The 23,145-nt window shown below is 38.7% G+C and carries 21 protein-coding genes; 2 read left to right on the top strand and 19 right to left on the bottom strand.

What is annotated here, in order from left to right; translation table 11 throughout:
• Positions 1 to 2: 2 nt before the first annotated feature.
• Positions 3 to 1,172 (bottom strand): efflux RND transporter periplasmic adaptor subunit, encoded by a 1,170-nt coding sequence (locus H5160_RS11840; RefSeq protein ID WP_182737531.1) that lies wholly within the window; start codon positions 1,170 to 1,172, stop codon positions 3 to 5.
• Between the two features lie 119 nt (positions 1,173 to 1,291).
• Between H5160_RS11840 and H5160_RS11835 the strand changes: the two genes are divergently transcribed.
• Positions 1,292 to 2,230, top strand: coding sequence for a LysR family transcriptional regulator (locus H5160_RS11835; protein ID WP_002958690.1), 939 nt, complete (start codon positions 1,292 to 1,294; stop codon positions 2,228 to 2,230).
• A 10-nt stretch (positions 2,231 to 2,240) separates the two neighbouring features.
• On the opposite strand, the gene H5160_RS11830 is transcribed toward H5160_RS11835, so the two are convergent.
• From H5160_RS11830 to H5160_RS11800, 7 genes are all read right to left on the bottom strand, one after another.
• On the bottom strand, positions 2,241 to 3,278 hold the full coding sequence (locus H5160_RS11830) for a GGDEF domain-containing protein (RefSeq protein WP_182737530.1): 1,038 nt from the start codon (positions 3,276 to 3,278) through the stop codon (positions 2,241 to 2,243).
• 153 nt (positions 3,279 to 3,431) lie between these two features.
• A complete protein-coding gene (gene moaA, locus H5160_RS11825) occupies positions 3,432 to 4,403 on the bottom strand; it encodes a GTP 3',8-cyclase MoaA (protein ID WP_182737529.1) in 972 nt (323 codons plus the stop codon).
• A 184-nt stretch (positions 4,404 to 4,587) separates the two neighbouring features.
• Complete coding sequence (locus tag H5160_RS11820) at positions 4,588 to 6,879, bottom strand: xanthine dehydrogenase family protein molybdopterin-binding subunit (RefSeq protein WP_182737528.1); 2,292 nt, start codon at positions 6,877 to 6,879, stop codon at positions 4,588 to 4,590.
• 12 nt (positions 6,880 to 6,891) lie between these two features.
• Positions 6,892 to 7,380 (bottom strand): (2Fe-2S)-binding protein, encoded by a 489-nt coding sequence (locus H5160_RS11815; protein ID WP_007582016.1) that lies wholly within the window; start codon positions 7,378 to 7,380, stop codon positions 6,892 to 6,894.
• Between the two features lie 199 nt (positions 7,381 to 7,579).
• Entirely contained in the window at positions 7,580 to 8,173 is a 594-nt protein-coding gene (locus H5160_RS11810) for a nucleotidyltransferase family protein (protein ID WP_182695170.1), read from the bottom strand.
• Positions 8,167 to 9,195 carry an XdhC family protein gene (locus H5160_RS11805; RefSeq protein WP_182737526.1) on the bottom strand — a complete coding sequence of 343 codons (1,029 nt, stop codon included), beginning with the start codon at positions 9,193 to 9,195 and terminating at the stop codon, positions 8,167 to 8,169. Before H5160_RS11805 ends, H5160_RS11810 begins: the two co-directional genes overlap by 7 nt.
• Positions 9,196 to 9,279: 84 nt before the next feature.
• Positions 9,280 to 10,143: a DUF6279 family lipoprotein gene (locus H5160_RS11800; RefSeq protein WP_182737525.1), complete on the bottom strand. Its 864-nt coding sequence runs from the start codon at positions 10,141 to 10,143 to the stop codon at positions 9,280 to 9,282.
• Between the two features lie 781 nt (positions 10,144 to 10,924).
• Between H5160_RS11800 and H5160_RS11795 the strand changes: the two genes are divergently transcribed.
• Entirely contained in the window at positions 10,925 to 11,650 is a 726-nt protein-coding gene (locus H5160_RS11795) for a tetratricopeptide repeat protein (RefSeq protein ID WP_182716872.1), read from the top strand.
• A 136-nt stretch (positions 11,651 to 11,786) separates the two neighbouring features.
• On the opposite strand, the gene H5160_RS11790 is transcribed toward H5160_RS11795, so the two are convergent.
• From H5160_RS11790 to dnaJ, 11 genes are all read right to left on the bottom strand, one after another.
• Positions 11,787 to 13,184, bottom strand: a complete 1,398-nt coding sequence (locus H5160_RS11790; RefSeq protein WP_404936233.1) for a coniferyl aldehyde dehydrogenase — start codon at positions 13,182 to 13,184, stop codon at positions 11,787 to 11,789.
• 214 nt (positions 13,185 to 13,398) lie between these two features.
• Positions 13,399 to 14,874, bottom strand: a complete 1,476-nt coding sequence (locus tag H5160_RS11785; protein ID WP_182737521.1) for an SLC13 family permease — start codon at positions 14,872 to 14,874, stop codon at positions 13,399 to 13,401.
• A gap of 9 nt (positions 14,875 to 14,883) precedes the next feature.
• Positions 14,884 to 15,840, bottom strand: a complete 957-nt coding sequence (locus H5160_RS11780; protein WP_182693761.1) for a porin — start codon at positions 15,838 to 15,840, stop codon at positions 14,884 to 14,886.
• A gap of 176 nt (positions 15,841 to 16,016) precedes the next feature.
• Positions 16,017 to 17,381 carry a sigma-54 dependent transcriptional regulator gene (locus tag H5160_RS11775; RefSeq protein WP_002959078.1) on the bottom strand — a complete coding sequence of 455 codons (1,365 nt, stop codon included), beginning with the start codon at positions 17,379 to 17,381 and terminating at the stop codon, positions 16,017 to 16,019.
• On the bottom strand, positions 17,374 to 19,104 hold the full coding sequence (locus H5160_RS11770) for an ATP-binding protein (protein ID WP_182712322.1): 1,731 nt from the start codon (positions 19,102 to 19,104) through the stop codon (positions 17,374 to 17,376). The genes H5160_RS11775 and H5160_RS11770 overlap by 8 nt, the downstream gene beginning before the upstream one ends.
• Before the next feature lie 190 nt (positions 19,105 to 19,294).
• Positions 19,295 to 19,558 carry a hypothetical protein gene (locus H5160_RS11765; RefSeq protein WP_024595558.1) on the bottom strand — a complete coding sequence of 88 codons (264 nt, stop codon included), beginning with the start codon at positions 19,556 to 19,558 and terminating at the stop codon, positions 19,295 to 19,297.
• Positions 19,559 to 19,719: 161 nt separating this feature from the next.
• Positions 19,720 to 19,971: a hypothetical protein gene (locus H5160_RS11760; RefSeq protein ID WP_024595559.1), complete on the bottom strand. Its 252-nt coding sequence runs from the start codon at positions 19,969 to 19,971 to the stop codon at positions 19,720 to 19,722.
• A 304-nt stretch (positions 19,972 to 20,275) separates the two neighbouring features.
• Positions 20,276 to 20,644: a response regulator gene (locus H5160_RS11755; protein WP_182712324.1), complete on the bottom strand. Its 369-nt coding sequence runs from the start codon at positions 20,642 to 20,644 to the stop codon at positions 20,276 to 20,278.
• A 92-nt stretch (positions 20,645 to 20,736) separates the two neighbouring features.
• Positions 20,737 to 21,141: a DUF1761 domain-containing protein gene (locus H5160_RS11750; protein ID WP_002959069.1), complete on the bottom strand. Its 405-nt coding sequence runs from the start codon at positions 21,139 to 21,141 to the stop codon at positions 20,737 to 20,739.
• A gap of 150 nt (positions 21,142 to 21,291) precedes the next feature.
• A complete protein-coding gene (ybaK, locus tag H5160_RS11745) occupies positions 21,292 to 21,753 on the bottom strand; it encodes a Cys-tRNA(Pro) deacylase (protein WP_024595562.1) in 462 nt (153 codons plus the stop codon).
• Positions 21,754 to 21,847: 94 nt separating this feature from the next.
• Complete coding sequence (gene dnaJ, locus H5160_RS11740; protein WP_182737520.1) at positions 21,848 to 22,984, bottom strand: molecular chaperone DnaJ; 1,137 nt, start codon at positions 22,982 to 22,984, stop codon at positions 21,848 to 21,850.
• Between the last annotated feature and the right edge of the window lie 161 nt (positions 22,985 to 23,145).

Here is a 23,145-nt window from a genome sequence, read left to right as displayed (position 1 = left end):
CCTTATTGCTTAGCCACAAATTGTGCGTTGTCGTTTGACAATGTAAATGCTACACCGCTGGTATCAATTGTTACGGTTTGCGGAGAGATTGGCATACCAGGGCCTACGCGAGCAGGGCCATTTACGGCAATAACATCACCTTCATTAAGGCCTGATGTGACCGCACGTAATGCACCGTAACGCTCACCTGTAGTGATAAGCTTGTATTCAAGTACGTTGTTTTCGCCAACGGTTAGTACAAAGCGATTTTTTAAGTCAGTACCAATTGCACGTTCTGGGATAATAATAGCGTCGCTAATAGAATTGGCTGCAAGCTTGATACGTGCAAACGAGCCTGCGCGTAATTGGTTGTTGTCTTCATTAAATACCGCACGTACACGTAATGTGCCCGTTGATGAATTAATTTGGTTATCAATAAAGTTAATGTAGCCTTTGTATGCAAAATCACTTTGACCGACTTTTTGCATTACAACAGTTTGGTGGCTCGCAGCAGTAACGTCATTAAAAGAGCTATTCCATGTGCGCTCATCAACATCAAAATAAGCGTACATAGCTTGGTTTGAAACAATCGATGTTAATACGCTTTGACCCGCAAGTACGTTATTACCTTTAGTAATATTTGCACGAGAAATAATGCCATCAATTGGTGATACTACTGACGTAAACTCTAAATCAAGTTCTGCTGAGGTAAGTTGTGCTTGCAGTGCTAAAAGCTGTGCTTCGCGTTGGCGCAGTGTTGAAGTACGCGCTTGTGCTTGCTCAGTAGAAATTGCCTTACGGTCTAATAAGCGTACCGCACGTTTGTCTTCACTTTTAGCTTGCTCAAGTGCGGCTTCTGCACTTTTAATTTGCGCTTTTAAGCTTGCAACAACCGCTGCAAATGGGCGAGCATCTAATTGAAATAAAACATCGCCTTCTTTAACCACGTCGCCTTCTTTAAATTCAATGCTATCGATGATTCCTGATACACGCGGCATTAAAGCAACTTCTTGTGGAGACTCTAAACGAGTTGTATATGTGTGCCAGCTCTGTACCGGCTTAACAAGCACCTGTGCTACATCAATTGGTTGAAGTTGCTGTGCAGGTGCTGATTGAGCTGTGCTCTCATCAGCACAACCCGCAAGTGTTAAAGATGCCGCAGTAAGTGCAGCAGCAATTAGATGTTTGTTCATGAAGACGCTCCATTGTTAATTAGCCTCGCATAATACGGATTAAACCCGTGTGTAAAAACCATAGATTTTTAAATTCATTAATGCCAAAATGGCATCAATAGATTGGTTAAGGTGTAATAATGGATACAACAAGTCGACTTTTAATGTTACTTGAAGTAGTTGAGCAAGGCTCTTTTGCTAAAGCTGCAGAAATACGCAACATAGATCGCTCTGTTATATCTAAACAAATTAGCCGTTTAGAGGATGAGTTAGGCGTTAGGTTACTTAACCGAACTACCCGTTCATTTTCGCTCACAGCGGCAGGCGCCGAAATGATCAAAAAAGCCGCTGAGCTTAGAGAGCTGCTCGGCGAAACCGTGCGCATGGCTGAAAACTACCATTTAGAGCCGCGCGGCGTTTTAAAAATCACTTCATCAACACTTATTGGTCGTCGTTATTTACAACCTGTACTTAATGATTTTCAAAAACGCTTTCCGCAAGTAGAAGTTGAACTGCGTTTAGACGATAGATTAGTAGATATAGTCTCTGAAGGATTTGATTTGGCTTTTCGTGTAGGAGAGCCTAAAGACTCGTCACTTATTGCACGTAAAATAGCGCGTAATCGATTATTAATTTTAGCTGCGCCACAGTTTATTGAAACTTATGGTATGCCAAAAACAATGGAAGAGTTAGCGAAATTACCAGCAGCAAGCTATGCCAGTAACTCTATTCGAGTAGAAGCAATTGATTATTACGATAGTAAAGGTGAGCGCTGCGAGCAAAAAATAAAAAGTGTGTTTAGGGCAAATGATGCAGAATCATTGTTAATGAAAACATTGTCGGGCACAACTTACTTTGTCGCCCCTGCATTTATTATTGGTGATGAAATAATACAAGGTAAGTTAGTGCCTTTATTGACCGATGTAAAACTGATGGAATTTAGCGCTATGTATGCCGTATACCCGCATCGAGATTTACCAGTAAGAACCCGATTATTTTTTGATGCTGTACGTGAGCATTTAGGAAAAGATAAACCGATTTGGGAAAACGGGATCCCTAACTTTGAACAAATGTACTAAGTAGCACGACTTACGCAACGACTGCCTGGTAATCATTTTCTTTTTTAAACTTACAATACACTTTATTGCGACCAAATTGCTTTGCTTTGTATAACTGTTTATCAGCTTGATTTACAAAGCTTTCCAATGAATTGGTACTTTTAAATTTTGCGACACCAATACTGGTTGTAACATTGATTGCAAGGCCGTCAATGTCAAATGTGGTATTTTCAAAACGTGCTCTTATTTGTTCAGCGGTATTAAGTGCAGTCTCTTCATTTGCAAAAGAGCTAAATAAAGCAAACTCTTCACCGCCTACTCTAAATACATACCCTCTACCAAGCACAACCCTTAGTAAAGTGGCCACTTCGATAAGTACTTGGTCACCGACACCATGGCCATGCTCATCATTTATCTGCTTAAAAAAGTCTAAATCGAGTAAAAACAAATATAACTGTGACTTATCTTGTAGTTCAACTTCAAAGTAGTGGTTCATTGAAAGGCGATTGCCTGCACCCGTTAGTGGGTCAAGTAACGCTAAATTTTTAAGTCGCCTTGAAAAGTGTGAACGGCTCCCTTCAAAAACATGAGAAATCGCCCAAATACTTAAATAAGCACAGAGTAGATTAAGAGATAAGTTAAAAGTCTCAAAGGGGGCAAGAGTAGACTGACTACCTAAAATAAACACTTGGATCACTAATAAATTTGCAGAGAAAATTACACCATATTGTTTACCTAGTAACAGGTAGTACAAAATAGGTAATGCAAACGACCATACAAACACACCATTACTAGGCGTTGCTAAGGATGTACCTATAATAATAATTAACGTTACCAGTGCACACATTATTAAGGATTGCCAAAACTGTAGTGGACGGCGTTTAAGTGAAATATAAGTAAATATACAATAAATGGAAAAACAGATTTCGATATAGCCAAGCAATGGAAAGTTATTTACAGTTAAATTAAATCCCGCAAATCCAACCGATAAAACACCAAAGCAAAGGCACATTCCTCTTAGAACGTCCTTTCTTAATGATTTAGTGCTATTAAGGGCTGCGATATCCATTCTAATCACTTAATAAAAATAAAAATAAAAATTAAGTTTAACGTGAAAATACAATTTAACAAGCTTTGTTGCTCTAAAACCATGTAAACACACCCTTTTATTGGTGATTTAGGGACACGTTTGATGTTTTTGTTTACAAATTAGCTCTAACAATTAACCACCTAACATAGATAAATTAGTGGTGATGCCCGTATTACCTTGATGCAAAAGATGAGTTGGCTTCTTAGTTTTAATATAACGAGATAACAATGCCATTAATTCACTATTCGAACTGTTGTTCATATATTCTCTTAGCGAAATACCCTCTTCAGAAAACAAACACAAGTGCAGATTTCCTTTTGCTGTAACCCTTAGTCGATTACAGGTACTACAAAAATCATTGCTGTAAGGCATTATTAAACCAATTCTGCCTTGATAATCAGGGTGGGCAAACTCTTGAGCAGGACCTGCTGATGCACTACGCGCAACTTGCTGCCAACCCGTTTGTAATAGCTGAGTTTTTAAAACTTGCCCAGAAACATGGTTAGCATCAAAAAAGGCTTTGTTGTCGTTTGTTTGCATCAATTCTATAAAGCGGATGGTAACGGGGCGGTGTTTAACCCAATTTAAAAATGTATCAAACTCTTTTGCGTTGTATTGCTTCATCAGCACGCTGTTTATTTTTACCGAATCAATACCCGTTTCAAGCGCAGTATCAATACCTTTCATTACTGAGGTAAATTTGTCATGCCCAGTAATGGTGTTAAACATGCGCGAATCTAAACTATCAATGCTTACATTAATGGCGTTTAAGCCTACATCTACCCAGTCATGAATATTCTTATGAAGAGAAAAACCATTGGTGGTCATTGCAATTTTTTTTATGCCCGCAACATCTTTTGCCGCGCGAACAACATCTATAAAGTCTTTTCTAAGGGTTGGCTCTCCGCCAGTGATCCTTACTTTTTCAATACCATGGTGTGCAAACGCTTTAAGCGTATTGCTAATTTCATCAATTGTGAGGAAGCCACGGTCGTGACCGCCCTGATAACCATCTGGTAAACAATAAACACACTTAAAATTACATACATCCGTAATAGACAAACGTAAGTAACTAAACTCTCGCCCTGTTGGGTCGATTAGCATAAATAAACCTTAACTAATATCAACACGTAATAACAACCTAATACCAATTTGCACTAATACTTAATCGTTTAATTAAGCAAACTGGTATAAACAACGCTACCTATTGATACATAAATAATAATTACATAAATATATTTAATAACTAAAGGGGCTGCATAAAGCATACCCCTTAGTTATTTTTGTTTTACGCTTCTAAGCCTTTTTTAAGTTCGCTTGGCTTCATTGGTAGGTCACGTAAACGCACGCCTACAGCATTAAACACTGCATTACCAATAGCAGGAGCAACTCCTATCACGCCAGGCTCACCTAAACCAACTGGAAACTCATCGCTTTGTAAAAACTCGATGTCCATATCTGGCACATCTTGCATTCTTAGCGGTAAATAAGTATTAAAGTTAGTCGCAGATACTTGCCCATCTTTATACGTATTTGATTCATGCAATGCAAGGCTGCTGCCCCATAGTAACGACCCTTCAATTTGCGCTAGTGCGCCATCTGGGTGAACTATTAAGCCCGCATCTACAACAACATAAAGCTTTTTAAGCGTTATTTTACCACTATCACGGTTAACGTGAACATGCGCTGCGGTTGCAAGCCATGCTGGCATAGTACGTTCTTGCCCTGAGCTTACAGAAAAACCAATGCCTTCGTCTTTCGCTAATTTTACAGAAGCTACTTTGTCAGACACCGTTTTAAGCACATTACGTAAGCGCAGTGCTCCGCCAACGCTCTCAGGTGCTTTACCCGCTTGCTTGCCTTTACCATCTAACATTTCAATTCTAAATTGAACAGGATCTTTGCCTTGCTTATGGGCAATTTCATCAATAAACGACTCAAGACTCCATGCAATCCAACCTGGCCCTACTGAACGTAACCAACCTGGATTAAAGGTGCTTTGTGCAACTTTGTTATTAATAGCGCGTGCACGATGACTGCTCATGCTATACCAATGATCAGCGCCTGATGCCGAAAATGCATCAAATTTACCTTTGCCATCAACACCCGGTGATAAAAACCCTGGTGCCATAGCTTTAGTAGGCCAACCAGCAGCAAATGCATGTTCCATTCCTGTGAAGGTACCATTTTTATCAAACGACGCCGTCATTTTTGCAGCAGATGCTGAGCGAGACTGATCGAATAAACTATCGTCTGCTCGTGTAAATACCAGTTTTACTGGTTTACCTACTGCTTTTGCAGTTAGAGCTGCAGGTACAGTCCAATCACCAAATAATCGACGACCAAAACCACCACCTAAATAATAAGGACGAATAATTACTTTGTTTTGTTCTATATCGAGTGCTTTAGCAAGCGCTGGTAACGTAAGTGACTGCCACTGGTTACCTGTATGAATAATCCAATTTCCGTCTTTAAACTCTGCAACCGCATTTAATGGCTCTAGCTGATAATGACTCGCTGTCGCTGTGGTATACATTGATTCTAACGACTCACTAGCGTCTGCTTGAATTTTCTTTATATCGCCTTCATCAACAAACAAAGTACCCGAGTCGCGTTGCTCGCATAATCGCTTACCTTCTTTTTGAATATCAGCTTCAGATATATTTGCCGACTCACCCTTTTTATAACTCACCTTTAAAGCATCTACTGCTTTAATGGCACTTGGGTAACTATCAGCTAATACAACAACCCAGCCTTGAACTGTGTTACTAGGGTCATTTAAAATTTCATAGCCTTTGTAACCTTTAATTGCTTTTGCTGCACTATCATCAACGTTTGTTACTGTACTGCCATAACGAGTTGGTGGAATAACTGGACGCGCGTACAGCATGCCTTCAACTTCTACATCTATCCCATATACTGCTGTACCATTTGTTTTGGCTGGTATATCAAGCGCTTTAAAATCTTGTTTAAGCCCAGTTAAATGACGTTTATTAGCAGGTTTTAGTGGAAGGTTTGCAACTTCATCACTAGTAAATGTACGATTAAATTCGCCCTTTTTAACTATGTCTGCGTAACTAACCGATTTTTCGCCTGCAATAATATAGCCCTTTTCAGCACGACATTTATCTGCAGGCACGCCGAGCAATTTAGCTCCAGCTTCTATTAATGCAATTCGACCCGCAGCGCCGGCTTGGGATAATGGCTTAAAGCTTTGAAATACAGACCATGAACCACCCGTTACCATAAAGCCCCATTTTTCATGAGTATCTACGTAGGTAATTGATACTTTATCCCAATCACATTCAAGTTCATCAGCCACAATCCGCGCAAGAGCAGTACCGATATGTTGACCCATTTCAGCTTTTGCAATACTTACTTCTACAGCGCCGTCGGTGCTCATAGTCCACCAAATGGTGGGTGAAAAAGCTTGTTGCGCAATTGATTCTTTTGCACTGAGCGAACCCGAAAATAACGCAGGGGCAAACGCCATGACTAAGCCTGCGCTAGCAGTGCCAATCATAAACGAGCGACGATTTAAATTAACGGTTTCGCTATTTTTTTGAAATAATTTTTTCATTATCGGCTCCAGTTAAGCGTCTTGTGCATTTGGATCAAATATATTTACTACACTTTGTGACTCATCTGCAGCGCGTTGAATAGCAGTTTTAATACGTTTATAAGCCATACAGCGACAGTAGTTACCATTCATATGGCTTACTATCTCTTCATCTGAAGGACTTGGGTTAGCTGCCAGTAATGTAGCCGCTTGCATTATTTGCCCAGACTGACAATAACCGCACTGTGGTACTTGCTCTTCAACCCATGCTTTTTGAAGTGGGTGTTCGTTATTAAGCCCTTCAATTGTGGTAATGTTTTTTCCTGCAATAGCGCCAATTGGTAAAACACAGGAGCGAGTTGCTTGCCCATCTAAATGCACCGTACACGCACCACACATTGCAATACCGCAACCAAACTTCGTACCTTTTAATCCAATTTCATCGCGAATAACCCATAATAATGGTGTATCTTCACTTGCGTGTGATTCAACCACCTTGCCATTAATTGTAAACGTCACCATAGCTTGCCCCTTGATTAAGCTTTATAACCTGCGTTTAAATTGTTTAATTTAAACGCAGGTTATAACAGTTAAGATTGTTGTAACTACTAATCCATAACACATATAGTTACCGCATCAGCTACATTAACAGCTTAATACCATAACCACTGCACTAAAGCGTTAGCGCAGCTAAAAATTATTTTGCCCTACGACTACTTTTTCACTCATTTTTAGCTATAAAATTACTTAGCTGCTTTTGAGTATCTATATCTACACTCGCACTACTTAAACTAATTGTATTAACGACCTCACTGCTGGAACGCAGTAATTGCTGCGCACCTCTATCTGAAGTTAAGCTTGCAAGCTGAGATAAATCAACCGCTGGGAATATAGCGGGTACACCTAAACGCTCGCCATAGTTTGCGCACCAGCGCGATGGATTACGTTTAAAACCAGTAACTAGCTCACTTAAGTGCGCTACTTTTAGCTCAACCTGATCCGCAAGCATAAATAAAATCCCATCAAAGGACTTATTTTTAAACACAGTTTGAGAAGCTGTCGCGATTGAATTACCCAAACCTTGGCTCCATTGCTTGTTCTCAATCAGCTCTATGCTTTGATAACCTGCCAGTGCCTGCGCTACTTCTTTATGCCATGCCCCGGTAACTACATACACGGGCGTGTCATCAAGTGCTTGAAGTGTATTTACAGCATGCTCAATCATTGTTTTGCCAAAGCCAATATCAGCTGTTAATTTACAGCCGTTAAAGCGAGATGATTGACCTGCGGCTAAAACAACTTTTGCAATTAGCACGGCTCTTGCCCCCAATGACTTAGTGATTGGGCATCTTTATCACACAGCACTGCATGTATTTCGCTGATCAGCGATAGTGCAATACTCTCTGGCGAGTCGCCGCCTAAATTTAAACCGACAGGCCCAAAAACAGGAGACTTAATTTGTGAAACACGCGTATTTGCGTGCTCTAAAACTTGTTCACGTCTGTGCTTAGGACCCAATAATCCTATATATTTAAACGGAACATCTTTAAATTGAGCCAACGTACTGGCGTCAAGTTCAACGCTGTGAGCCATTAAAATAGTCGCATCGACTTTATGAGTTATGCAATATTCTTTTAACTCACTCGGTGTGATGCGCAAAATAGCATCTGCATTTTTAAAATATTGTCTTTTTGCATTAGCCGCGCGTGTATCCCATACAGTTACACTCCAACCAAGTTGTTTGGCAAATGTATAAACCGGAACTGCATCTGCGCCGCCACCTACTATTAATAGATGGGGCGGTGGATAAATAGAGGTTTGCAAACTCGTAGCGCCTTGTAATTCTACCAACTGCGCTTTGCGGTTCATTGATAAACCATGCAACTCATTATTTTGCGTAAATACACCACTACCGGCTGGCAAAATGGGGCTTACTTGTTGAAGATATCGCCCTGGTTTATTCTCATTAAGTGCTTTAGATACAAGCTCTAACTGTAAATAGTCATTAGCCTTATGAATAGGCTGCAGTAAGATATGTACTATGCCTCCACAACCAATGCCAAGTTGAAATGTTAAATCGTCTTCATCGGTAGCATCATAACTAATGGTTTTACTGCTTAAAGTACTCATTACTTGTTTAGCATGGCGCTGTATGTCAGCTTCTAAACAGCCACCCGAAAGCATCCCTAAGCGCTCGCCTAGGCTCGAAATAAGCATCATAGCACCTAGCTTTCTGTAGCTAGAGCCTTCAATTTTGTACAAAGTAGCTAAAACCCATTCTTGGTTGTCCCTGTTGGGATACCAAGTGTTTAAGATACTTTTCAAATCTGTAACCATATATTGCCCTTTAAAAAGCATTTTTGCGTTTAAAAACAAATCAGCCTAAACAGCTAATTTAAAACTTAATAATTCACGCACAATTTAGTTTTTTATTATATCGTTTAAGGTCTCAATTAACTCATCAAATTGATCATTAACGCTTTGGCGTTGTTTATCATTTAAGGTTGAGTTTAATTCGTAGAGTAAATTTATATATAAATCTAAGTTTGCTTCATTGGTTTTCAATAGTGCATCGCTCATATATAGTTCGCGCTCTTTAATAACTGTACTCAACTGATTTATAAATTCTTTTTTTGTAATTTCAGCATTTGTAAATACCTGTTTGGCCGCATTCAAACGGGTTTGCTTGTACTCTAACCACAACGCCTCTGAGTCTTGATGTTGCTCATTAGTTGATTTAATCAGCGCTTTTTGTTGTTTACTAAGCTTTCCTATCCACTGCTCGTAGTATTCAAATTGCTCTTCCAAACGCTCATCTTTTCGCTCAAGCGGGCTTTGTTCGTTTAACTCTTCACGTTCGTCGTTAATTTTTATTTGAATATTGTTTAAAAGCTCTTCTCTTTGCTCACTTGATAAGGTTGCCCCAAGCTCAGCTAAAGGCATGTGCGCGTATTCAAGTAGGTTTTGCCAATGCTTTTTAGCAAAAACCACCTGCTCTTTTAACTGATCAATGCTTAGTGTGGTGTTAAAAAGTGCCTTAATATTTTGAATGTCTTGTTTGTAGGCAGGCAGCTGCGTACTTCTGTGCCAGGCTTGGGTCGTGTTAATAATCTGTTTGAGCTGCTTATTTTGTGTTTTATTTAAATCAATATAATCATCTACCCAAAATGACGAAAGCCAGCTCAAGTTGTTATAAGTGAATGAGGCTGAACAGCTACACAAAAATACCATGCTGATAGCAAAGCATGCATTTATCACTTTTTTAGCTTTAAGATTATTAAGCATCACTTTCCTTATTTAAAATTTTATACTCATGAAAATCTTATTTGATAATAATTATCATTAAGTATTGACTTGCGCGTTAATCTAACTAATAATCATTATCAGAAACAAAGTGTACCGACCTCAGTGCCTATGGAAGAATATTCAGCAAGGATGCTGACACATTAAAAGAAGAACGTGCCGCTTCGTGTTATTGCTTACTCGACCCAAGTAATAACACCAAATATCACATTTACTTGCTACATTGCTCATATTAGTGACGGTTAATATGACTCAAAAAAGCCCTAACGGGCTTTTTTTATATCTTTAAATTTTCTATAAAATCTGTATCTTACACTTCTTAAACTCATTAGCTTGCCTTGAAAGTCCACCGCGGTGTTATTTACATTTTATACGCACGATCTTATAAGGTACCGCCTTGCGTTTACACTAAAGCTGGCGTAAAACATAACAGTAGACCCCTTTTTTTGCATCTATTTATAGTAGCCGATTTAGTCTTTACATAAATGTATTGGGTATTAAACGTTTATAATGTGCAAATAGTGCAAAAATTTAATAAATTAGCATTTAGCTATGGCCTGTTGAACTTTTAGGATTAAAATTTGTTCTATCTAGGCGCTATTTAATCGCCGCGCAAAGTTTGTAACTTAGTAAGCTCATTAAAAAACCGAGCAACAAAGAGCAAACCGCCTCAAGGGCGAGCCTAAATAGCAGTGGGTGTTTAACCTAAAAAATGTACTGGCTCTAAAATCTATCGAAACTATTACTAATTGGAGACATTAATATGTCACAGTTTAATTTAAAAGCACTCGTTCTTGCTGGCGTTTTACTTGCCAGCCCTTTCGCTCATGCAACATTAGAAGATGGCATAAGAGCAGCTAACGAAGGTGAATTTGCAGTCGCCCTAAAAGAATTCCAATACCTAGCAGATAAAGGTTTTGCGCCAGGAATTTACGAACTAGCCAAATTATACGAAGGTGGATACGGTGTAACACGCGATTACCGCAAAGCAGCTGCGCTTTATCAACAAGGCGTTAAAAAGAACCATGCTGATTCGATGTTTGCTCTAGCTGTTTTATACGATGAAGGTAAAGGCGTAAAACTTGATCATCAAATGGCAGTTACCTTATTTGAAAAAGCAGCTAAGAAGAATTTACCTGCAGCTCAATTTAATTTGGGCGTAATGTACGCTAATGGCGTGGGTGTTACACGAGACTATGAAGCGGCACGTAACTGGTACGAAAAAGCAGCTGCAAACAATTACTCTTTAGCGCAATTTAATTTAGCCCTCATGTATTTTGAAGGACTAGGTATGCCAAAAGATCTTGAAAAGTCATATATTTGGAATACTATCGCTGAGTACAACGGTAATATGCAAGCGAGTCATAGCCGTAAACTTGATGAGCGTAAAATGCTGCCTAAAGAAATTGAAGCAGCTAAAGAAAAAGCCGATGCCATTTATGCAAAAATACAAGTGGGTACCTATGCTGGCGAAGGTCGCTTATTTTAAAGTCTTATTTTAGAGTTTAAGACCGTAGCTTTAAACTAATCTAAAAAAGGCTGAATTACATAATGTAATTCAGCCTTTTTAATATATCTTGATTAGCAAGTTAACACCTATTCAACTTTACCAAATCAGCACCCTATTATTTTATGTAAAGCCACTTTAGAAGCTTAATAATAAGTTTGCTTTGTTTTAGTAGCATAACAATGCGAGGATTAAACGAGCCCGATACTAACGTATTTTTAGCATGGCTAAACGTTAAAAAACCTTCTATACCATGATAATGCCCCATTCCTGAATGGCCTACACCACCAAAAGGAGCATCGTCAGCAGTTACTTGCACTAAGGTATCGTTTATTGCCACAGTGCCACTGATTGTTTGCTTCATAATGTATTCTTGAGCGTGCTTATCTTGGCCTAAAATATAAAGCGCTAATGGGTGGTGATGAGCTTTAATATAGTCAATTGCGCTGTCGAGCTTTTCATAACTCATTATTGGCAGTATTGGACCAAATAACTCATCTTGCATAAGCTGCATTTCGTCAGTTACTTGAGTCACTAAATGCAGCCCCATACGATGCTTTTCTTCGTCTTGCTGATGATTGTGTTCAAGTGGCTTAATAATGTTTGCACCCAGTTCTTGGGCTTGCTCTAAGTAGGTTGCCAAACGTTTATAATGCGCATCGCTAATGATAGAAGTTAAGTTTTTACCTTCAACACCGTCTTTAAAATGCTTTTTATACAACTCGCATAATTGCTGAATAAGCTGATGCTCAAGCTCTTTGGGTACAAATACGTAGTCGGGTGCAACGCATATTTGCCCTGCGTTGGCCATTTTACCAAACAGTAAGGCTTGTGCCGCTTTTTTAATATCGGCATTTTGCGTAATAATAACTGGCGATTTACCACCGAGTTCAAGCGTTACCGGCGTTAAATTACGACTCGCTGACGCCATTACTAATTTACCTACGTTCGTAGAACCCGTAAATAATAAATGAGCAAATGGCAGTGATGAAAACTGTGCTGCCACATCACTCGCCCCTAGTATTATTTTACAATGAGCTTGCAGATCATCTTTAAATATTTTTTCGATAACGGCGTTTGTATGAGGTGTGAATTCGCTTAATTTAAGCATCACTCTATTACCGGCAGCTATGGCGGTAAGCACAGGTACTAACGCTAACTGAATGGGGTAATTCCACGGTGCAATAATACCAACCACACCTTTGGGCTGATAATTAACACTTACTTTTGAAGGCCATAAGCTTAAACCCACAGAGCGATTACTTGGCTTTGCCCATTTTGGCAATTTTTTAATAATGTGCGCGAGTGTTTGCACTGTAGGTAATATATCGCCTAGTAATGTATCGAAAGCGGTTCTGTAACCAAAGTCTTTTGAAGCAGCATCTACTAGCTCTTGCTCAAGTTCAACAATACGTACACGGAGTTTTTTCAATAAAACGAGACGTTTATCAATTGGCAAGTAAGGCGTTTCGAGAAAGCTTTTTTGCAATTCATCAAACTGGGGAATTAAAGGCATTGCCTGTGATGTCTCAGTGCTCAAAATAGGTTACTCAATTTTTAAAGTTATTAACGACTATAACCTTGTTCTGTTTTTCGAGCAATAACACTAATTATCTAAAAAAGAGCTTCTTAAGCAATATAAATAAGCATAAAGAGTAGCTTTGTTTAAAACTGTAAATATAAACAAAGCTACTCTGGCATAGGTTGGTTAGAACTAATTTAGTTCAGCTTTAAAAGCCAAATACTTGGGCTGCAATCGTCATTGTAACCAACGTAATTAATACAATAGCCACAATGTTTAGCACAAAGCCCGCTCTTATCATGTCGCGCATTTGAATTTGCCCTGAGCCAAACACAATAGCATTTGGTGGTGTCGCTACCGGCATCATAAACGCACAACTACACGCTATAGCTGCAGGAATAACCCAAACCAATGGTGAACCTGTTATAGACTCTGCAACGGGCCCTAACAAAGGAAGAAAGCCAGCTGCAGTTGCTGTATTGCTTGTGATCTCAGTTAAAAACGTAATTAATGCCACAACAACAAGTACACTCATAACAAGTGGAATAGTGCTGGCGCCTTCAATTAGGTGAGCAATAAATTCAGCAAGCCCTGATGACTTAATTTGAGATGCAAGTGTAAGCCCGCCACCAAATAATAATAAAACGCCCCACGGCACTTTAGCTGCGCTTTCCCAATCAAGGATACGCTCATCTTTGCCTTTATTCGCTGGCATTACAAACAACAGCAATGCCGCTGCAATTGCAATAGTAGTATCTGAAATATTAAGACCTGTTATATCACCTAATAAAGGTCTAAATATCCAACACAGTGCTGCTAAAACAAACACAAATAACACGCCTTTTTCGGCGCGCTGCATTATACCTAGGCTTTTTAACTGCGTTGAAAACACCGCTTTTGTATCAATTTTTTGATCGTTTTTAACATTAGCATCTACTTTATACGCAAATTTAGTAAGCCAAACCCAGCTAATAATTAGCATGCCTAAAGACAGTGGTACGCCTATAATCATCCATTGCGCAAAGCCAATTTCTATTTGGTAACTATCTGACAAGTAAGCAGCCATTAAAGCATTAGGCGGAGTACCGATTAAGGTAGCAATACCACCAATACTTGCACCATAAGCGATTGATAACAGTAAAGCCTTACCAAAACCTTCATTACTCGGGTCTGATTGCTTAACTAAATTAGTAATTGAAAGCGCAATAGGCAGCATCATTACAGCTGTTGCGGTATTTGACATCCACATCGACAAAAATGCGGTTACCAGCATCATGGCTAAAATTTGCAAGCTTGGCTTTTTACCCGCATATAACATGGTGCTTAGCGCAATACGTTTATGTAACCCCCAACGCTCCATAGCAATAGAAATTAAAAAACCACCTAAAAATAAAAATATTAGCGGGTGCGCATACGGGGCAGCCACGCTTTTAATTGCTGCTATATCAGCCAGTGGTGATATTACCAGAGGGAGCAAAGCAGTTGCTGGAATTGGTACTACTTCGCTCACCCACCACGATGCCATCCAAAATGCTAAACCTGCGGTTTTAAATGCCGCTACAGACATACCCGTTGGTGGATCGAGTAAACATGTCATTAGCATTACTACAGGGCCTAGTATCAAAAAAAGCCATTGGAAATTTCTTTTCTTATCTGGTTTTTGCGTGAGTATATTATCTGTCATGACAGGCCTCTAAAATTTGTATTTAAGACCAAGCGCAACACTGCTGTCGTCTTGTTCTTCTAAATTAAGGTCGGTGTATAAAAGGTAAGCAGTTGTTTGCTTATCAAATACATAGTCAAGGCCCGTAGTCCATTGCGTTGCCTCAGAAGTTTGACGAAGTAAAGAATCATCTTTAGCAAACTGTAATTTAGGTACCCATTTATCAAGCGTATAGCTTGCACTTAACACATAACCGTTACCTGATTTTATACCATCTGTTGATTCAGAATGCTGATATAGCGCACCAAGCTGTAATTGTTCAAATTTATAGGCTGCTGCTATTCGGCTCGCATTAATATTATTAAGAGAATCAACATGGCTTAATGATAAGTAATATGAGGTGTTTTTTAAGCTACGATCACCATAAATAAAGGTTGCTGCAAATCCAGCTTCATTATCTTTGTTGTCATCTTTTGGAGCGTAAGTAAACGAAAATTGCGTATTATGCCAATACTTAGAAGTGTATGTTAGCGTATCACCAAGTCTATCTTGTCCTGCAATAACTTGAGCTATGTCACCTTGGGTTTCATTAAAGTTATCAACTTTGCCTTCAGAGTATTTAAAGCGAGTATCATTTCTTCCCACTACAAGCTCGCCAAATTGACCTTTTAAACCAAGGTATGTATTCCTTGCACTAAATGGCTCTTCGGTGTCATCTTGCTCAAAGCCTTTTACTTGCACTTCGTATTTAAAAACAACGTTTAAATATTCATTTAATTTGTGTTGCCCTTGAATACCTATACGCGAAAATGGCGCTTCAATCTGCGTGCCTTCTTCTGCGTAACGCATAATACCCGTATCTGTATTAGCAATTTGCACTTCGGCTTTACCATAAACATCATATTCAGTAGCGCAAGCCGTGTACGAGTAAAAAGCAAAGCTACTTATTGAGGTGAGTAAAATAGTAGAGTGTGTAAACTTTATCATTATGTGTCCTAATTATTAGAATCTACTTGTTGTCAGACCTAATAAGGCAACTTTACTGCCAATGGTAAAATACTTCTATATTTCAGATAGTTAATGGGTATTGCGTATAAAAAAGAGAATAAATGTGCGGTTTCCCACACACCATAAAAACGAAGTTGTCACATAAACCACACAATTTAGTCAATAAACATATCGCGGTTTAAATTGTATTTACTCATTTTATCGTAAAGGGTTTTACGAGCGATTTGCAGTGTATCCATCGTATTTTTAATACTGCCATGGTTACGCTCTAGGGCTTCTTCTATTAACGACTGCTCATAAAAAGCAACTTTTTCAGATAAGCTTAAATCGGGAGAAAGCTCACCTTTAGCCTGCGTTTTACTAACACTAAAAGCAAGTTCTACTCCTAATAAAACCGCGCGCTCAGCTTGGTTTCTAAGCTCCCTTACATTACCAGGCCAGTCGTACGCTAAGAGTCGCTGTTGTATTTCGCTATTAAGAGGTGCTGGCGGCTTGTGATAGCGTGTTGCTGCAATAGAGCTAAAATGCTTAAACAGTAATACTATATCTGCTTTGCGAGCTCTAAGAGGCGGTATATCTACTTTTACCAAGCTTAGTCGATAATATAAATCTGCTCTAAATTCACCTTTTTCAACTAATAAAAGCAAATCTACTTTAGTGGCTGCAACAATTCTTATATCTAATTCAATTGCTTTATTATCACCTACTGGAGTTACTTTTCGCTCCTCTAATACGCGTAATAATTTAACCTGCAACGACATTGGGGTACTTTCTATTTCATCTAAAAAAACTGTACCACCTTGTGCAAATTCAAACTTTCCCTTACGAGTGTGAGTTGCTCCGGTATAGGCACCGCTTGCAGCACCAAATAACTCACTTTCTATCAACTGCTCAGGCACCGCGCCGCAATTTATAGCCACAAAGTTACTTGCTGAGCGAATACTTTGATCGTGTAAGTAACGCGCTACAAGCTCTTTACCCGTGCCAGTTTCACCTTCAATCATTACATCAGCTGGGGTATCAATAACCGTATTGAGTAAATGCATCATATCTTGCATTTTAGGAGTATCACCTAGTATTCGTACACCCGGCGCTGAGGTTTTTTGTACAGCAAGTTTTAGTGCACGATTTTGAATCACTAAGCTACGCTTGTCGCATGCTCTTGCTATGCAATCAAGCAATGTTTCGTTTACTGGTTTTTCAAATAAGTCATACGCGCCTAATTGCATAGCTTTAACAGCAATAGTTACATCGGCGTACCCTGTTAAAAATATAACCGGCAGTTCACTATCAAATGCCGTGACTTGCTCAAGCAAGGTAAGCCCATCCATTGCCGGCATATTTATGTCACTCAGTACAACGCCCATAAAACGTCGATTAAGCTTTGTTAGAGCCGTACTTGCATCATTAAAACACTCAACTGTATAGCCTTCGAGAGTAAGTAATTGTTTTAATGAATCTCTGATCATCGCTTCATCATCAACTACAATGATGTGCTTACACGGTGAGTTTTCAATCATCTGTTTTATCCTGCGTGCTTGATAGACTGATTATAAACTCAGCCCCGCCTTGCAGTCGATTGTGCGCACTTAAAGAGCCATTAAACGAGTCAATGATTTGTTTTGAAATAGATAATCCAAGGCCTAAACCGTTACTCTCTTTAGTACTATAAAAAGGTTCGAAAATATTACCAAAAGCATGTTGCTCTATTCCAGGCCCTGTATCTAAAATTGAGAGTTTTACTCGATTATCAAAGCACTCAACATTAAAACTTAATTTACGTATTATTGCGCCATTCATAGCTTGGCTCGCGTTAGTTATTAAGTTAACCAACACTTGCTCAAATTTAAGTGAATCAACCCACACTATTAACCCACTATCTAAATTAGGCTGCTCTACGTGTACGTTATCTTGTTTTAGTTGTGAGCTGGCAATCATCAAGGCGTTATTTAATAAACCAGCTAACGGATAAGGCCTTAATTGAGTTTGTGATGGTTTGCTAAAATGTTTTAGCTGCCCCACTATTTTGTGTACGCGACCTACAAGCCCCTCAATCACAGTTATGCTTTCGCCAAGTGCGGTGTAATTTTGCTTAGCGAGTAAACGTTTGGCGCTTGCTAGGTAAGTATTCATAGCGCTAAGGGGCTGGTTTATTTCGTGATTAATACCTGCGCTTAACTGCCCAATTGTTGCAAGTTTTGCTGATTGAACTAATGCAACTTGCGTTTTCTCAAGCTCTTGTGTGCGCTCAATCACTTTTTGCTCAAGACTATGCCTAGAGTAAACGAGCTTTTTATAACCCGCAAAACGAGCAAGTAAACTATAACCAACAATAATAACTAAAGCATAAATGCTAAATGCCCAAAACAAGCGTATTAATTGAGCTGAATTTACTTTTGTAATATCAACAAGTACGTTCATATGTGCACTAAAGTAACGCAATGGCTTTGTCGCACTCACATAAAGATTTTTATTAATTTTGAAATGCGAAATACCCTGGCTCTTATATTGAAATTGCTTAATATATACAGGTTGATGATCTAAATAAGCACGGCGTAACTTTATATTACGTCGCTTTGTTATATCAAACTCGCTGAAGCTATTTAAACGCCATGTTTGCATATCAGACATCGCAATTACATTATCACTAAGCTCTAAATAAAAATGGCTACCTTTAGATGTATTTAAAAGCTCTCTGTCGTTTTCAAATTTGCTTACATTCACTTTTAATACAACAACACCAACCGCTTTGTTGTCGTGATAAACAGCCTGCGAAAAATAAATACCACGCTCTTTTGAACGCATACCTAGTGCAAAGTAGGCCACTTTTTCACCTGCAAATGCACGTTTAAAGTAAGGTCTAAAGGCAAAGTTACTGCCTAAAAATGTGTAATCGGCTTGCCAGTTACTACTTGCCGTTACTGCGCCTTGGGCATTAAGTACAAATATATCTGATGCACCACTGGCTTGTTGTATATCAGCTAAGTAGTTATTTATAGCGTTGTAATGGGCTTGGTCGCCGTTTGCAAATTCAATCATTAACTGATTATAAGTAAGTAGCTGGGGAATAGCCGAAAAACGAGCGAGTTCAGTATCAATGTAATTATTTAATTGAGTAACCTGACGCTGCGCTTGAGCTGTTGCTTTTTCAATATCGTGAGCGCGGCCTACCCAAAATGTAACAACCAAAATTAATACTAATAATATACATACTGTAATTATTTTTTTAGAAAACGTAAACATGGCCTACCCGAGAAATAGCCTAAAAATTTAAGGTCGCTAGTGTAACGACTTATATGAGGCAGGGATATAAACTTTTTGTTAACAAATGAATTTAATTATACTTGTTAATTAAATTTAGTCCTAAAAACAAAAAACACCGCAAACAGTTGTGCTTGCAGTGTTTAAGGTTTAGAACAAAATTAATACGTTATTAATTTGTAGCTAAAGCTGATCTGTTTTTTAGGTATTTGTATAAACCAATTAATGAAGCAGCTATCCAAAATATTTCTATCACAAAGCTCGCTAAATTAAAGTTATAGCAAAGGCTAATTAACAACAAAATCGCCCCTGTTAAATTCATCATATTATACGTTAGGCTAGATGGAGACGTCTTTCCTAGCTGCAGTAAGAAAAATGAACCAACTACTAAAAAAGTACCTGTCATACCTATGATGTCAAATAAGAGTGCTATCACGAAACTATCCTTTATCCATTTTTAAATAACCCAATAAACTGGCCCGATCCATGGGGAGGGTATTTTTTCATTCATTGAAACAGCAAACCGAGCGATTCTATCAATATGGTAAATTCTAACAAGGCCATATGTCCGTATGAAGAAATTTTACTGTATCTGAATTATTTAAACGTTACTTTGCCACCAATTATTTTATAGGCAGGTGCACCACGAATAATCGCTTCTCGGGCAAAAGGCCGACTGCAGTTAGGACAAATACAGGGCTCTTGTGTAAAGTCTTGACTAATACGCTCTTTAAAACACTTAACTAATGCTCCTTTGCCTCCTTTTCGATATTTAAATAAGGAAGCTTTACAAGCAGAGCAAAAAATATCGACCGTTTTAGTTGGGCCTTTTTTATTAGGTTTTGCCATTAAGTCCTTCAGTACTATATAAAAAATTATTCTTTATGATACCAGTTTATAGCAATTCGTTTAATTAAGTGATCTATTTCGAGGGTAGAAAAACGTGTTGATAGCTAGGCGAAAATTCGCTATTTAACTGTTCTAAATGAGAATTTTTTAACACAGGGAGCGATACATTTAGCCTCGCAAAATGATTAGGTATTATTGCTCATTGGTATTAGGTAGATAAAGGTGACCACTGGGTTTTAGAATTTTTACGCGGTATGATTATTAAAGTGAGCTCATAATAATTAATGATGATGAACAATATAACTTAATCTTTGAAAAAGAAGCGGTTTAATTGAGATGATAATACATTCATATTAAAAGGTTTGATTATAAACCCCGATACTTTAGCCGCAATTACTTGCTTAACTTTATCTGTACTATCCTCACAGGTAACCATCAACACAGGAATATCAGCAAGGGCTCTGTCTTTTCGAATGTTTGTGAGTAAATCAACGCCATCCATTTTTGGCATATGAAGATCTGTAATAACCAAATCGAAATGTTGCTCACGTAATAAAGCCAAAGCTTGTAATCCATCTGTAGCTTCAACGATATTGCAATACTCCAACTTTCTTAGCATATTAATTAAAACATGACGCATGAGTGGCATATCATCAACTACTAATATTTTCATTAATACCGCTACCAAATCATGTAAATACGATTATATAAACCTACTCTACTCTCAGGTAAGAATCAAACCGGGCATTAACGGCTACTCAACCCTTACGGCCAAATACCTAAAATAAGCCCCATTAACGAAAACTGTAAAATACAGTAACTCCCATTAATTAAAAATAGCTTTAAAGGGCGTTGCTCAAATATATAACTTAATCCTAGTGAACTACTGATCCAAAAAAAGCCGATTACAAAGCCTGTTCCTATACACTCAACTAAGCTTGCGTCTTTACCTAAAAATAGAGACAACATTAAAGCCGCTATAAATACTAAAAAGAAGCTGCCGCCAAATATCAACTTAGGATTGGCTGATTGTAAATCAAGGTCAGTTAAACCAATACTTTCTAGCCAAGCGTTTTTAAAGAGTGCTTTTGAGTACCATATGCCGCCAAGCATAAAAGAAGACAGTGCAGCCACCAGTATTGCAAAATAATCTACATCTAAAAGGTTCATACAAACAGCCGTATACAAAATGTGTAATACCGTTTGGTATTAAATATTAACGGTATAAAGATACTCTCAATGTAGTTACAAATAAGGTATTGAGCAAATTGCTTAACTTGAGTTAATTGCCTTTATGGAGAGTAATTTTAAAAATAAAGGCTATAAATCGCCAAATTTAGCGCTAGTTAACGCCGCTAAATTAGTTGGGGAGAGTGCGATTTCTAAACCTCGCTTTCCAGCGCTCACATAAATAGTATCAAAAAGTGAAGCACTACTATGAATAAACGTAGCTAAGCGTTTTTTTTGCCCAAGTGGACTTACTCCACCTAAAATATAACCAGTGCTAGCTTGAACTTTTTGCGGGGCAGCCATGGCTACTTTTTTGGCACCACATAATTTTGCCAACTGTTTTAAGTTAACTTGTTGCGACACAGGAGTAACAGCAACAATTAGCTGCCTTTCATGCGTTTCAAGAACGAGAGTTTTATATACTTGGGCGCTATCTAAATTTAACTTTTCAACAGCTTCAAGCCCATATTGACTATTACCTGCATCGTGTTCGTAACTGAGTACTTCAAAGGGGATTTTTTGTTTTTTAAGTAATTCGATTGCTGGGGTCATACTATTTAATCGTGTTTTTTTTTACAGTAACAAAAATAAAATTTAAAGCAAAAAAAACGACGCTAAAAAGCGCCGTTTCATTATTAATAATAATTTACTTAGTTAAATCATCAAAAAACTTTTTAACACCGTCAAAAAAGCCTTGCTCTTTAGGACGATTTTTCGAGCTATCTGTACCCATACTTTCATCTAACTCTTGCAGTAGTTCACGTTGACGCTCGTTAAGATTAACTGGCGTTTCGATTACTACCTTACAAATTAGATCGCCTTGGGCACCACTTCGAACAGACTTAACGCCTTTGCCACGCATACGGAACATTTTGCCCGTTTGCGTTTCAGAAGGTATTTTAAGTTTTGCACGACCATCAAGTGTAGGCACCTGAATTTCGCCACCAAGACCTGCTGTTGTAAAGCTAATTGGTACTTCACAGTATAAATTATTTGCTTCACGTACAAATATTTCATGTTCGCGAACAGATACTTGCACGTACAAGTCGCCAGATGGCGCGCCGTGCATTCCGGCTTCACCTTCACCAGTTAAGCGGATACGGTCTCCTGTATCAACGCCAGCTGGAATTTTAACTGAAAGCGTTTTAGTTTTTTCTACGCGGCCTTGACCATGACATTTGTTACAAGGGTCTGAAATAATCTGACCTTGTCCCTGACACGTTGGACACGTTTGCTGAACAGCAAAGAAACCTTGGCGCATTTGTACTTGGCCAGCACCATGACACGTAGTACATGTTTTAGGCTTAGAACCTGCTTTAGCACCACTGCCATCACATGGCTCACAACCCACCCATGTTGGTACTTTAATTTCAACTTCTTTACCACGAACCGCTTCTTCTAAGCTCAAGTCCATGTTGTAACGTAAGTCAGAACCACGTTGTTGACGAGATTGACGTCGACCACCGCCACCAAAAATATCGCCAAATACGTCACCAAATACATCACCAAAATCGCCATGACCGCCACCAAAGCCGCCATGACCACCGCCACCGCCTTGCTCAAATGCCGCGTGACCATGTTGGTCATACATTTGGCGTTTTTGAGGATCGGTTAAAATCTCGTAAGCTTCTTTAACTTCTTTAAATTTAGTTTCAAGCTCTTTATCGCCTGCGGTACGATCTGGATGATATTTCATCGCTAAGCGTTTATACGCTTTTTTTATGTCTCGCTCACTCGCATCTTTGCTTACGCCGAGGGCTTCGTAATAATCGCGTTTTGACATATCTATCACACTACTCTTTTCTGTTTGCAGCGTGAGCTGCTGGATAAACCGATAAATCGCATCGATTTATCATTGAATTTTTAAACCTTAAATACATGCAAAAGGCGCGACAAGCTATTGCTCGCGCGCCTCAATTGTTCATCCTAACCTAAACACTCGAT

The organism is Pseudoalteromonas sp. SG43-4 (assembly GCF_014164325.1).
GTDB classification, from domain to species: Bacteria; Pseudomonadota; Gammaproteobacteria; order Enterobacterales; family Alteromonadaceae; genus Pseudoalteromonas; species Pseudoalteromonas distincta.
This window is presented reverse-complemented; position numbering and strand designations above follow the sequence as displayed.

Excerpts from the sequence above, each read along its gene's own strand:
- H5160_RS11840 (WP_182737531.1), bottom strand. The coding sequence starts at position 1,172 with ATGAACAAACATCTAATTGCTGCTGCACTTACTGCGGCATCTTTAACA.
- H5160_RS11835 (WP_002958690.1), top strand. The coding sequence starts at position 1,292 with ATGGATACAACAAGTCGACTTTTAATGTTACTTGAAGTAGTTGAGCAA.
- H5160_RS11830 (WP_182737530.1), bottom strand. The coding sequence starts at position 3,278 with ATGGATATCGCAGCCCTTAATAGCACTAAATCATTAAGAAAGGACGTT.
- moaA (WP_182737529.1), bottom strand. The coding sequence starts at position 4,403 with ATGCTAATCGACCCAACAGGGCGAGAGTTTAGTTACTTACGTTTGTCT.
- H5160_RS11820 (WP_182737528.1), bottom strand. The coding sequence starts at position 6,879 with ATGAAAAAATTATTTCAAAAAAATAGCGAAACCGTTAATTTAAATCGT.
- H5160_RS11815 (WP_007582016.1), bottom strand. The coding sequence starts at position 7,380 with ATGGTGACGTTTACAATTAATGGCAAGGTGGTTGAATCACACGCAAGT.
- H5160_RS11805 (WP_182737526.1), bottom strand. The coding sequence starts at position 9,195 with ATGGTTACAGATTTGAAAAGTATCTTAAACACTTGGTATCCCAACAGG.
- H5160_RS11800 (WP_182737525.1), bottom strand. The coding sequence starts at position 10,143 with ATGCTTAATAATCTTAAAGCTAAAAAAGTGATAAATGCATGCTTTGCT.
- H5160_RS11795 (WP_182716872.1), top strand. The coding sequence starts at position 10,925 with ATGTCACAGTTTAATTTAAAAGCACTCGTTCTTGCTGGCGTTTTACTT.
- H5160_RS11790 (WP_404936233.1), bottom strand. The coding sequence starts at position 13,184 with ATGCCTTTAATTCCCCAGTTTGATGAATTGCAAAAAAGCTTTCTCGAA.
- H5160_RS11785 (WP_182737521.1), bottom strand. The coding sequence starts at position 14,874 with ATGACAGATAATATACTCACGCAAAAACCAGATAAGAAAAGAAATTTC.
- H5160_RS11780 (WP_182693761.1), bottom strand. The coding sequence starts at position 15,840 with ATGATAAAGTTTACACACTCTACTATTTTACTCACCTCAATAAGTAGC.
- H5160_RS11775 (WP_002959078.1), bottom strand. The coding sequence starts at position 17,381 with ATGATTGAAAACTCACCGTGTAAGCACATCATTGTAGTTGATGATGAA.
- H5160_RS11770 (WP_182712322.1), bottom strand. The coding sequence starts at position 19,104 with ATGTTTACGTTTTCTAAAAAAATAATTACAGTATGTATATTATTAGTA.
- H5160_RS11760 (WP_024595559.1), bottom strand. The coding sequence starts at position 19,971 with ATGGCAAAACCTAATAAAAAAGGCCCAACTAAAACGGTCGATATTTTT.
- H5160_RS11755 (WP_182712324.1), bottom strand. The coding sequence starts at position 20,644 with ATGAAAATATTAGTAGTTGATGATATGCCACTCATGCGTCATGTTTTA.
- H5160_RS11750 (WP_002959069.1), bottom strand. The coding sequence starts at position 21,141 with ATGAACCTTTTAGATGTAGATTATTTTGCAATACTGGTGGCTGCACTG.
- ybaK (WP_024595562.1), bottom strand. The coding sequence starts at position 21,753 with ATGACCCCAGCAATCGAATTACTTAAAAAACAAAAAATCCCCTTTGAA.
- dnaJ (WP_182737520.1), bottom strand. The coding sequence starts at position 22,984 with ATGTCAAAACGCGATTATTACGAAGCCCTCGGCGTAAGCAAAGATGCG.